The following is a 10,704-nucleotide window of genomic DNA, read 5'->3' as shown; positions in this document are numbered from 1 at the left end:
GTCGAGAACATAATTCTATCGGCAGAACCTCTATTCCGGAATCGGCTTGAATGCTATAATTTTTTCAATTTTTTTAGCATTGAGGTGTGTCGTGGCCGGTCATAGCAAATGGGCGAATATTAAATTCAGAAAAGGCGTTCAGGATGCCAAACGAGGTAAAATTTTTACCAAATTAATCCGTGAAATTACGGTTTCTGCTCGGATGGGCGGGGGGGACGAGTCATCCAACCCGCGTTTGAGAGATGCGGTGATTAAGGCACTGAAAGCCAACATGAAGCGGGATACAATTGATAATGCGATTAAGCGCGGCGCCGGTGGTCTTGACGGTGACAATATGATGCAAATGCGTTATGAAGGCTATGGTCCGGGTGGTGTGGCAATTTTGGTTGACTGTCTGTCCGACAATAAAAATCGTACCGTATCAGAGGTCCGCCATGCGTTTACCAAGAATGGTGGAAATCTTGGAACTGATGGTTCTGTTGCTTATTTATTTAATAATCAGGGTGAGATTTTATTAGCTGCGGGTCAATCAGAAGATGCTGCTATGGAAGCTGCCATTGAAGCAGGGGCTGAGGATGTTTCCACAGAGGAGGGGCAGGTTGAAGTGATTACCGCTTCAGAAAACTATCATGCAGTACTGAATGCGCTGCAGAATGCTGGTTTTGAAGTTGAGCAATCAAGTCTGACTATGCGTGCGCAGACAATGATTCCCGTCGATAAAGAGACTGCAGAAACCTTAATTAAGCTTATTGACATGCTTGAAGATCTTGATGATGTGCAGGATGTCTATAGCAATGCTCAATTGCCGGACTCATTGTTTGAATGACCGTTATTCTAGGGATTGATCCCGGTTCAAGGGTTACCGGATATGGAATTGTCAGAGAAGAAAAGCGCAAGCTGGTTTATGTGGACAGTGGCTGCATTAGAACATCCGATGCTGAATTAAGCCAGAGATTGCTGGAAATCTTTAATGGTATATGCCTTTTAATGGATAATTATACACCTGACGAAGTGGCTATTGAGCAGGTGTTCATGCATCAAAATCCTAATTCTGCTCTAAAACTGGGGCATGCCCGAGGCGTGGCTATGGTGGCCGCGGCTTCGCATCGCGTTAAGATCAGTGAGTATTCTCCCAGAGAAGTCAAGCAGGCGATTGCGGGTTATGGCGCTGCCGAAAAAGAGCAGGTTAAGCGAATGGTGGTCAGTTTATTAATGTTAAATAAAGCACCGCAAAGTGATGCGGCTGATGCGCTTGCTATCGCAATTTGTCATTGCCATAATCGGCGAACTGTCAAGGCATTGGCTTTAAGTTAATTCCTGAGTTTTGGACTATGCAGAGCGAGATGCTAACCGTTAATATGAAAAGTCAGGAGTTATGCTTATGATTGGTTGGTTACAGGGAACGATTATCGACAAGACGCATCCTGGACGTTTTGTAGTAAACGTCAATGGCGTTGGCTATGATGTAGAAACGTCACTTAATACATTTTTCCAACTGGAGGCTTCTGGCGGTCAAATTGCTTTGCATATTCATACCATTGTCCGCGAGGACGCTTTCCTGCTGTTTGGTTTTGCCGATAAACTGGAGCGTTCACTATTCCGTGCCCTGATTAAAGTAAACGGAGTAGGGCCGAAGTTGGCAATTAATATACTTTCCAGCATAGCCCCCACTGAGTTCATTCAGACGATAATACAGCAGAATGCGGTCTTTTTAACCAAACTCCCTGGAATAGGTAAAAAGACAGCGGAGCGTTTAATCATTGAAATGAAAGACAGCATTGAGCAATTGATGGTTTCGGAATCTCTTGAAGTGCCTAAACGGGAGCAAATTGTTAGTCATCGCGAACAAGACGAAGCGATTCGCGCCCTGGAGGCTTTGGGCTACAAGTTGCAGGAAGCGACAAAAGTAGTTTCTCGGCTGGATGACGGAACTAAAAACTGCGAACAATTAATCCGACAGGCACTGAAAGAATTGGCAGGTCGAGCCGTATTCGGCTGATAGAGATTGTTCATTAAACTGTGTCATTATTCACAGGTACGCCGTCATCTCGAACGCAGTGAGGGATCTCCCAAATCTGACATGGCATGACACAGTTTGATGAACACTCTCGGCTGATACAAATAAATGGATTAACTTAAAGGAAAAAGGACTCTGACGATTAAACCGGTACCTTCTTTAGGTGATTCCAGCTCGACTCTGGCGCCATGAAGGTCGCAGATTTGTCTGACTATAGCCAGGCCAAGGCCGCTGCCTGGGCTTTTATTTCCAAGGACTCGGAAAAAGCGCTCAAAAACACGGCTCTGTAATTCTTCCGGGATACCGGGACCATTATCGGATACTTCAAAAATAAGCTGACCTTCTTTTTGAAACACCCGAACGATAACCTTTCCATTTTCCTTGCAATAGCGAATTGCATTATCAACCAGATTACGAATTAAAATTCCTATGGCTGTAGAATTGCCTTCCAAAACCGGCAAATTGTCATCATGGTCAAACTCAAGCTCAATTTGCTTTTCTAATGCGCTGGGAGCGAGCATGGCCATGATTTCGCGAGCGACTTTAATCAGGTTAACTTCATCCACATCATTAATGCCTGTGGAACCTGGAACCAGTTTGCTCATGGTTAAGAGCTGCTGGACAATATGAGTACTGCGATTGACGCTGGCTATGAGTTTATGCAATGCCTGATTTTTTTCATCAATATTGCTAGTATTTAATGCGACTTGCGCCTGAGCTTTTAAAGCAGCCAGAGGAGTACGCAACTCATGAGCTGCATCAGCGGCAAATCGTTTTTCGCGCTCAAAACCTTCCTGCAGACGATAAAATAGTTTATTTAATTCATCAATTACCGGCTTAATTTCTTCCGGTACTTCCTGAAGATCTACGGGCTCCAGATGGGTTGGGGCTCTATTCGCGACCTCTTGGGCAACTCTATCCAGGCTATCCAGCCCGCGTCCGATAATAATCCATATTAACAGGCCTGACAGCGGAAAGGTCAGCAGCATGATATACAGATCGTCCTGAGCGATGCGGTGTCCCAGTTCGTTGCGTGTGTCGTAACGTTCTGCAAGTACGGTGCGGATTCCGGCTTTATCATTATAAGTAGTGAAAACCCGCCATTTCTGATTCGATAAAAATCGATCGCTAAATCCATCTATTTCTGAGGTCAGGGGAATTTTGGGAGCCGTTGGTGAGTGCAGTAATAATTTACCGCCATTAGTCCAGACCTGAAAATTAAACTTGTCCATGTAATTTTTAGGCGGTAAATCATTTAAAAAACGGCGCTGATAATAATTCTCGATTTTCTCTGGAATAACCTCCAAAGCATCCTGAATCTTTGCTAAAGGACGCTGGTGCAGATCGTCTCCTAAAAGCGCCTGATAAGAAAGCGCGGATACTGCCATGAGTGTATCAAGATGCTCCTGGATGTCTTTCTGGTCGAGATAATAGTTACCAATAGCAGTCAGGGTTGTTGTTATGGTAATTGCCAACAACAAATTGATTAATAGAAACTTGCGTATTGATGATTTCACAATAGCTAACTACTCTCGCTTTTATCAGTCTTTTCGGCCATGTAGCCTACGCCGCGTATAGTTCGGATAAAGTTTGCATTGAGTTTTTTGCGAAGATTGTGGATATGTACTTCGAGTGCATTGCTATCCACATCCTCGTCCCAGCCATATATACTTTGCATTAATTGCTCTCGGGAAAGAACCTGGCCGCTGTTTTCCAGCAGTTTTTGTAAAAGAGCAAATTCACGTCGTGGTACATTGACAATGACATCATCCACATAAACAGAGTGAGCTGCAGGATCAAGTGTAATATTACGATATTGAAGCACTGCGTCAGCTCGTCCCTGCGAACGCCTGACCAGGGCTCTTACTCTGGCGCTCAGCTCATTTAAGTCAAAGGGTTTGATTAAATAATCATCGGCCCCGGTATCCAGGCCTTTCACCTTGTCTTCTACCGAGTCTCTGGCTGTTAATATAATTACTGGTGTGGCATTGCCGTCGTTGCGTAGGGATTGCAGGAAGCCCAGTCCCGAGAGTTTGGGTAATCCCAGGTCAAGGATGATTAACTCAAAGGACTCTGATTTCAAAGCAGCGCGAGCCGCTTCACCGTCTTTTAGCCAGTCAACCACATAACCAAACTGGGTAAGCCCTGCCTTAACCGCATCTCCAAGCAGTTCATCATCTTCTACCAATAGTAATCGCATTACAACTCCTTTATTCAAGGCAGACTCTTTCCTGAGTCACCGGAGGGTTGATCACTTACTTCTTTATCTAACAAATGCCTGGTCAGATAAAGTGCCTGAAGAAATACAAAAACCAGAGTTAAGCCTGCACCGCCAAATAATTTGAAGTTTACCCATACATCCGTACTGTAAAAATAAGCAACATACAGGTTGATTGCGCCCATTATCGTGAAAAAAAAGAACCAGGCGTAATTTAGACGATACCAAATTTTAATTGGGAGTTGAACATTATTTTCCATCATACGCTGAATAAGCGGCTTGCTGGTTACGTAAGGGGAAAACAGAAAGGCCAGGGCAGTCAACCAATAAATTCCGGTAGGCTTCCATTTTATAAACCAGGGATTATGAAAAATCAAAGTGGCACCGCCAAGAACCGTTATTATAGCAAAGCTTATAACGTGCATTTTTTCAAAGCGTTGATGCCTGAGACGGTAAATAAAAACCTGCAATAAGGAGGCCACCATAGCTATTGCGGTCGCTGTGTAAATACCAAATAGCTTATAGCCAATAAAAAACAGAACAATAGGAAAAAAATCAAACAATAATTTCATAGTATTTATATGAGTTTACATAGTCTTAAGTATAACACACGATTTAAAATCAACTTGCAAGTTTTAAACATAGTATTTCGTTGGTATTTCACGGTACAAACAGAGCTCGACAGTATTAAATGCTTTAATTCAATCAAATCGTCCCAACGTCATCCTGAACGCAGTGAAGGATCTCCTGAAACTGGCTCCGCTCCAAGCAGTTCGAGATCCTTCGCTACGCTCTGGATGACGTACCTGGGGAGTTGGGGAGTACCTTCCAGAATTAATGTTTTTTTGCAAACTGCCAGGGCAGCAATACAAATAATACTAAACCGCCCACTAAAAAACTTTCATAGGCGGCTACATTGCCTATAGGAATCTGACTGGGAGGAATAAAACCGATGAGCATGGCGAATAAACAACATAATGTGCCAATTCCTGCGATTATCCACATCATGATATTTCCGCCTGGAACTGTATAGGCGCGCGGTCTTTGCGGATCGCTGTAACGTAATTTAATCGCGGCGGCAAACATGAAGATGTAAACCAGCAATGCCATTTGCGCGCACAAATCGCTGAGAACCCAATAGGCTGCGTTTATAGAGTCAAAGAGAATGAAAACACTACTAAGCAGAGTAAAAATTATACCCTGGGCAATAAGTATTCTGACAGGTGCATTGTATCGATTAACTTTTGCAAAATAAGCGGGTAGGGAGCCATCTTCCGCGGAAACCAGCAATCCTTTTGTCGGACCAATAATCCATGCTGAAACACCGCTTAATCCACCAAGAATAACCAGAATCGCAATCACCTTTGTCATCCAGGACAGGTGATAGGCATTAAAGAAAACGGCATAGGCATCAATTAACCCCGATACGACGCTTAAGCTGCCGCTGGGAACTACGATTACAATGGCGAGCGAGCCAAAAACAAGGGTAGCGAAGATCAGAATAGTGGAATACAAAATTGCTCTCGGATAATCGCGCTGGGGATTTTTGACTTCCTCGGCATGAACTGCAGACATTTCCATACCAATTAATCCAAAGAGAACGACTGCAAATAGTGATAAATTACTCAGCGAGCTTAAGTCAGGCAGCCAGGAGTTATGAATTCCATCTGCCAGCGGACGGCCTTGGACGAGCCATACAATACCCAGGCCTATAATGCCGAGCATAGGAATAATTGTGCCAAAAATAGCGCCCAATATGCTCACAATACTGGAGAGCCGCATGCCAAAACAATTTAAAAAAGTGAATAGCCAGAAAAGGCCGATAACCGTGCTTAACAGGTAAATCTTATTATTGGCCAGCTCCGGGGAAAACAGATAGGAAAATGTAGCCGCAATAAATGCAAGAATTGTGGGATACCAGACCACATTATAAATCCATTGCAGCCAGATGGTGATAAATCCGGCACGTTTACCGAATGCCTCGCGCACCCAAACATAAAGACCGCCAGTATTAGGATATGCAGTAGCCAGTTCAGCAGCGACCAGGGCAATGGGGATAAAGAAAGCAAAGGCGGCAAGCAGGTAGTAGGAGACGAGAGAAAAACCCAGCGTAGCGCTGATGGGAAGCGTTCGTAAGCTGTCAACAGCAATCACATTAATCATAACCAGAGAAAAAATGGATAAAACTTTTTTGGGTGATTGCATTTAAAGCCCTTTTCGCAAGTAACAGCGAAATTTAGCAGTTAATATGAACAAAATCAATGAAGGCCTGTTAAATCTTAGACAGAAAAGCATTTGTGTTAGATTATCAGGTAGCCTGGATGGTGCTTGCACCAACCGGGTTTTCTTGAAAGTTATACTTTTCTAAATTATCTTCCAGGAAATTGGGGATTAGGCTAGCAAGATTGAAAAACCCGGTTGTCGCAATGCGCCAACCAGGCTACATAGTAATGATGCAGAACTCCCGTACTCTTATTGAGCGAGATTTCTCAAAACATATTGCAGAATACCGCCATGACGGTAGTACTCCAGCTCATTGACAGTGTCGATTCTGCAAAGCACTTTTACCTCTTCTTTTTTGCCATTGCTTCGCTCAATCTGCAGAGCCAGGCGGGCGCCAGGTTTCAAGGAATCATCCACCGCAATGCTAATGCGCTCATCGCCTGTTAAATGGAGTGATTTTCTGTTTGTTCCTTCCTCGAACTGCAGAGGGAGAATACCCATACCAATCAGATTGGAGCGATGAATACGTTCAAAACTTTCTGTAATGACCGCTTTTACACCCAAGAGATTGGTTCCTTTAGCCGCCCAGTCTCTTGAAGATCCTGTGCCATATTCTTTTCCGGCAATCACTACCAGCGGGTTACCATTTGCCTGATATTTCATTGAAGCATCGTAGATTGACATCGTTTCACCCGATGGAATGTAGCGGGTAACGCCGCCTTCTACTTCCGGAGTCATTTCGTTACGGATTCTGATGTTGGCAAAAGTACCTCGCATCATGACTTCATGATTACCCCTTCTTGAACCATAGGAATTAAAATCAGCTTCACTGACGCCTTTGGATTTCAGATACAAACCTGCCGGCGAATTTGCCTTGATAGAACCTGCTGGCGAGATATGATCCGTGGTAATTGAATCGCCCAGCAAAGCCAGAACATAGGCGCTTTCGATGGACTTAATCGGTGCAGGCTGTTTGGGCAGGTTATCAAAGAATGGCGGATGCTGAATATAAGTGGAGTTTGAATCCCATTCATAAGTGGTTCCACTACTGGTTTTAATAGCTTGCCAGTGAGCATCACCCTGGAAGACTTCGGCATATTCTTTTCTAAACATGGCGCCAGTCACCTTATTAACTTCTGCAGCCACTTCCTCGTTACTTGGCCAGATATCTTTGAGATAGATTTCCTGACCGGAGGCGTCTTTACCGACAGGCTCAGTATTCAGGTCAATGCTGGTTGTGCCGGTTAAAGCATAAACCACTACCAGTGGAGGAGAGGCCAGCCAGTTTGCTCGAACCTGAGGATGTACACGGCCTTCAAAGTTACGATTTCCAGACAGTACAGAGCAGACAACCAGGTCGTTCTCACTGACGCTTTCAGCGATTGCATCTGGCAGAGGGCCTGAGTTACCGATACAGGTTGTACAGCCGTAACCCACCAGATTGAAGCCTAACTGATCAAGATAGGGCTGTAATCCGGCATGTTTCAGATAGTCAGTTACCACCTTGGAGCCTGGAGCCAGAGAAGATTTAACCCAGGGTTTACGAGCCAGGCCTTTTTCAACTGCTTTTTTGGCAACTAATCCCGCCGCCATTAAGACACTTGGATTGGAGGTATTGGTGCAACTGGTGATTGCTGCAATCACCACATCACCGTGGCGTAATTTGAATGAATTGCCTTTGACCGGAAATTCTTTCTGTTTTTCGTCTGCTTTTCCTGACTGAGTAAGGAAACTGTCAAATTCACCGGGAAGAGTAGCCAGATTGACCTTATCCTGCGGTCTTTTGGGGCCGGCCAGGGACGGCTCAACAGTTGACAGGTCAAGACTTAGCGTATCTGTAAATTCAGGATCAGCAGAGTTTTGGTCATACCACATGCCCTGTGCCTTGCAATAGGCTTCAACCAGTTTAATACGATGTTCGTCTCGGCCAGTTAATTCAAGATAGCGCAAGGTTTCCTTGTCAACGGGAAAAAAGCCGCAGGTGGCGCCGTACTCAGGAGCCATATTGGAAATAGTCGCCCGATCAGCTAAGGGTAAAGCAGCAAGCCCTGTTCCATAGAACTCAACAAATTTGCCAACCACGCCTTTTTTACGCAGCATTTGAGTGACTGTAAGCACCAGGTCGGTTGCAGTGATACCTTCGCGCAGCTTACCTGTTAATTTAAAGCCGATCACTTCTGGAATAAGCATGGAAACCGGCTGGCCTAACATGGCTGCTTCCGCTTCAATACCGCCCACACCCCAGCCAAGGACCCCCAATCCGTTAATCATGGTGGTATGAGAATCGGTACCTACCAGAGTGTCCGGATAAGCATAGAGATGGCCATTGTATTCGCTGGTCCAAACTGTTTTTCCCAAATACTCAAGATTGACCTGATGGCAGATCCCGGTACCAGGAGGCACCACCTGGAAATTGGCGAATGCTTTCTGCCCCCAACGTAGAAATTCATAACGCTCTTTATTTCGCTGAATTTCTATCTCGGTGTTGATAGTCAATGCATCGGCCGTTCCAAACTTGTCAACCATCACTGAATGGTCAATCACCAAATCGACTGGAGAAAGCGGAGAGATTTTACTGGCACTTCCGCCCATTTTTTCGAGAGCAGCCCGCATGGCTGCCAAATCGACTACTGCGGGAACACCGGTAAAGTCCTGCATCAGAACACGCGCTGGTCTGTAAGCAATTTCATGCTGTGAGGTTTTAGTATTTAACCAATCGGCCAATGCTTTAATATCCTCGACAGAAACAGTAGTCCCATCCTCAAAACGGAGCAGATTTTCAAATAATACTTTTAGAGAGTAGGGAAGGCGGTTAATGCCCTTAAAGTGCTTGTTTTCAGCTTCTTTCAAGCTGTAATAATGGTAGGTTTTACCATCGACCTCTAATTGACTGCGAGTTGAAAGACTATCTTGTCCAACTATCATAAATCCACTCCAGAGTTCAAAAACGCTAATCATAGCCTAAAAATTCAAGCTTTTCATCGAAAACAATAAGGCTTGTACCAGGCAAATGAAAAAACTTATTTTCAAAAATAAAAGATATTTGCTATTAATAAGTAAATACCCGATGTTTATGACAACTAGGATGTCATTCATGATTAATCAGATTCCCCCAGACTCCTTTTTTATGGTATCCGATGAGATCCCTCCTCTTGAGACCAGTGGGGAAATTGAAGCTGGGCCTTCTGGTATCAGCAATTACTTTTTAGAATTAATTACGGACTATTTATCTGAAGGCCCTCTTCCTGAGACGAAACCTGTTGAAAATGAGGTAATCCTCTCGGACGAGCAAACGCTTTCTCTCGATCCAAGCCCCAGAACTCAGTCTGAATTGCCTCTTGAGAATGAATCATCTGCTGAGTCTGATAATGAGGAAGATGATGATAGTAAATTCCTTGTTAATCCCGCACTGACCTGGCTAAATGCTATTCATAATGAAACCCTGGCTATTCAGGAAGTAGATTCCGGGGAGCAAGTTTCTGATGGAAACCTGTCGTCTCCATCGTCTGCTTCAGAAATACCATCATTGAATCAAATGCAAAATCGCCTCTTAAGTCCGGTTAAGAATAATCAAAAACAACAGAAAGAGGCGGCAGATATTGAATTCACGTCGATTGTTTCAGAGGAAAAAACGGCACAGGTAGTAGAGAGTGAGGTATTAACTAATCAAATCATCCAGGCAGATCCTGACAATGAAGAGTCAGCTGTGGAACCCGAAAAATCCCTGAATATTGATATAAAAGAAATCCCTCTGAGGGTAATAAAGACAGATTTCACCCCATCTCATCCAGAGAGTAAAACATCTGTAGGCATGACGAACACTTTCGAGCTTTCGTCTGAGGTTAATGAAAGCAGCTGGCAAGACGATTTCAATGCACGTGTCACGTGGCTGGGCCAGCATAAAATTAATCAGGCAATACTCAAGCTAAATCCTGTAGAGCTTGGGCCCGTAGAAGTTAAAATTCATTTATCAGAGGAAACGGCGAAAATAGACATAAGCACTCATAGTCTGCAGGTTCAGGATTTGATTGAGCAGTCGATTCCGCGATTGAGGGAGATGCTAATGAGCCAGGGTATACAGCTGTCAGAAGTTAATATTGAAACAGGGGATCGACGCTCGCATTCACAGCACACTCACCAACCCGATGAGGCTCTTTTTCAAAATCAGGAAGAAGAGAGCAGTGTTGAAACGAGACAGACAAAAGGGATTGTTGATTATTTTGCCTGATTATGTAGCGCAGGCAAA

9 protein-coding genes are annotated in these 10,704 nt (G+C 44.2%); 4 read left to right on the top strand and 5 right to left on the bottom strand.

Annotated elements, in window-relative coordinates; translation table 11 throughout:
* The first annotated feature begins 91 nt into the window (after positions 1-91).
* From B1207_RS02780 to ruvA, 3 genes are all read left to right on the top strand, one after another.
* Positions 92-826 (top strand): YebC/PmpR family DNA-binding transcriptional regulator, encoded by a 735-nt coding sequence (locus B1207_RS02780; protein ID WP_112218478.1) that lies wholly within the window; start codon positions 92-94, stop codon positions 824-826.
* On the top strand, positions 823-1,314 hold the full coding sequence (gene ruvC / locus B1207_RS02775) for a crossover junction endodeoxyribonuclease RuvC (RefSeq protein ID WP_112218477.1): 492 nt from the start codon (positions 823-825) through the stop codon (positions 1,312-1,314). Before B1207_RS02780 ends, ruvC begins: the two co-directional genes overlap by 4 nt.
* A gap of 67 nt (positions 1,315-1,381) precedes the next feature.
* Positions 1,382-1,999, top strand: coding sequence for a Holliday junction branch migration protein RuvA (gene ruvA / locus B1207_RS02770; protein ID WP_112218476.1), 618 nt, complete (start codon positions 1,382-1,384; stop codon positions 1,997-1,999).
* 131 nt (positions 2,000-2,130) lie between these two features.
* Here ruvA and B1207_RS02765 read toward each other — a convergent pair whose 3' ends face one another.
* The 5 genes from B1207_RS02765 to acnA form a co-directional block, all read right to left on the bottom strand.
* Positions 2,131-3,534, bottom strand: coding sequence for an ATP-binding protein (locus B1207_RS02765; protein WP_112218475.1), 1,404 nt, complete (start codon positions 3,532-3,534; stop codon positions 2,131-2,133).
* A 5-nt stretch (positions 3,535-3,539) separates the two neighbouring features.
* Positions 3,540-4,217 (bottom strand): response regulator, encoded by a 678-nt coding sequence (locus B1207_RS02760; protein WP_112218474.1) that lies wholly within the window; start codon positions 4,215-4,217, stop codon positions 3,540-3,542.
* A gap of 14 nt (positions 4,218-4,231) precedes the next feature.
* Positions 4,232-4,807 carry a septation protein A gene (locus B1207_RS02755; RefSeq protein ID WP_112218473.1) on the bottom strand — a complete coding sequence of 192 codons (576 nt, stop codon included), beginning with the start codon at positions 4,805-4,807 and terminating at the stop codon, positions 4,232-4,234.
* A gap of 262 nt (positions 4,808-5,069) precedes the next feature.
* On the bottom strand, positions 5,070-6,440 hold the full coding sequence (locus B1207_RS02750; RefSeq protein ID WP_112218472.1) for an amino acid permease: 1,371 nt from the start codon (positions 6,438-6,440) through the stop codon (positions 5,070-5,072).
* A 267-nt stretch (positions 6,441-6,707) separates the two neighbouring features.
* Positions 6,708-9,383, bottom strand: a complete 2,676-nt coding sequence (gene acnA, locus B1207_RS02745) for an aconitate hydratase AcnA (protein WP_112218471.1) — start codon at positions 9,381-9,383, stop codon at positions 6,708-6,710.
* Between the two features lie 169 nt (positions 9,384-9,552).
* On the opposite strand from acnA, the gene B1207_RS02740 reads away from it, so the two are divergent.
* Positions 9,553-10,686 carry a flagellar hook-length control protein FliK gene (locus B1207_RS02740; protein WP_172458088.1) on the top strand — a complete coding sequence of 378 codons (1,134 nt, stop codon included), beginning with the start codon at positions 9,553-9,555 and terminating at the stop codon, positions 10,684-10,686.
* Positions 10,687-10,704: the final 18 nt, after the last annotated feature.

Origin of the sequence: Legionella quinlivanii (genome assembly GCF_003265995.1) — a bacterium.
Taxonomy (GTDB): domain Bacteria; phylum Pseudomonadota; class Gammaproteobacteria; order Legionellales; family Legionellaceae; genus Legionella_C; species Legionella_C quinlivanii_A.
Note: the sequence above shows the minus strand (reverse complement) of the source record. Positions and strands in the feature narration are given on the sequence as shown.

Excerpts from the sequence above, each read along its gene's own strand:
- ruvC (WP_112218477.1), top strand. The coding sequence starts at position 823 with ATGACCGTTATTCTAGGGATTGATCCCGGTTCAAGGGTTACCGGATAT.
- ruvA (WP_112218476.1), top strand. The coding sequence starts at position 1,382 with ATGATTGGTTGGTTACAGGGAACGATTATCGACAAGACGCATCCTGGA.
- B1207_RS02760 (WP_112218474.1), bottom strand. The coding sequence starts at position 4,217 with ATGCGATTACTATTGGTAGAAGATGATGAACTGCTTGGAGATGCGGTT.
- B1207_RS02755 (WP_112218473.1), bottom strand. The coding sequence starts at position 4,807 with ATGAAATTATTGTTTGATTTTTTTCCTATTGTTCTGTTTTTTATTGGC.
- B1207_RS02750 (WP_112218472.1), bottom strand. The coding sequence starts at position 6,440 with ATGCAATCACCCAAAAAAGTTTTATCCATTTTTTCTCTGGTTATGATT.
- acnA (WP_112218471.1), bottom strand. The coding sequence starts at position 9,383 with ATGATAGTTGGACAAGATAGTCTTTCAACTCGCAGTCAATTAGAGGTC.
- B1207_RS02740 (WP_172458088.1), top strand. The coding sequence starts at position 9,553 with ATGATTAATCAGATTCCCCCAGACTCCTTTTTTATGGTATCCGATGAG.